The organism is Methanohalophilus sp. WG1-DM, from assembly GCF_004104135.1.
GTDB lineage: Archaea > Halobacteriota > Methanosarcinia > Methanosarcinales > Methanosarcinaceae > Methanohalophilus > Methanohalophilus euhalobius.
This window is the reverse complement of record NZ_RRBA01000046.1, coordinates 1-460: the sequence shown is the minus strand read 5'-3', so window position 1 is coordinate 460 and position 460 is coordinate 1. Positions and strand designations below refer to the sequence as shown.

The 460-nt window shown below is 38.3% G+C and carries 1 protein-coding gene; it reads left to right on the top strand.

Going from position 1 to position 460, the window contains the following annotated elements; translation table 11 throughout:
• Nucleotides 1–451, top strand: a 451-nt coding sequence (locus tag CI957_RS10395) for an RNA-guided endonuclease TnpB family protein (RefSeq protein WP_164909099.1), incomplete at its 5' end; no start/stop codon positions are given.
• Between the last annotated feature and the right edge of the window lie 9 nt (nt 452–460).

Below are 460 nucleotides of genomic sequence, written 5' to 3'. Positions count from 1 at the left end.
TGCAGGTAAAGAGAAACGTCTTATGCGAGATGTAAACCACACAATCTCAAAGAAAATTGTGAAGTTCGCAACTGAAAAAGGTGTATCTGTAATAGGTCTGGAAGATTTATCAGGAATACGTGATTCCACTCTTTATAAAACTCCCAAAAAGAGAAGACATAACCACAGTAGTTGGGCTTTCCGCCAATTACAAACATTCATTGAATACAAAGCAAGAGAAGCAGGTATAATTACACATTATGTTGACCCCTCTTATACCTCTCAAACATGTATTCGATGCAATCATATCTCAAAAAACAATCGTAACAGGTTGTCTTTTAGATGTGAAAAATGTGGTTATGAAAACAATGCCGACCTAATCGGTGCAATGAACATTGAACACAAAACACGGGATTACAGGTATATCCTGGAATCTCAGGGGTGCTTGTCAGCCACCCGGACGAATGCTTAATTGACATTC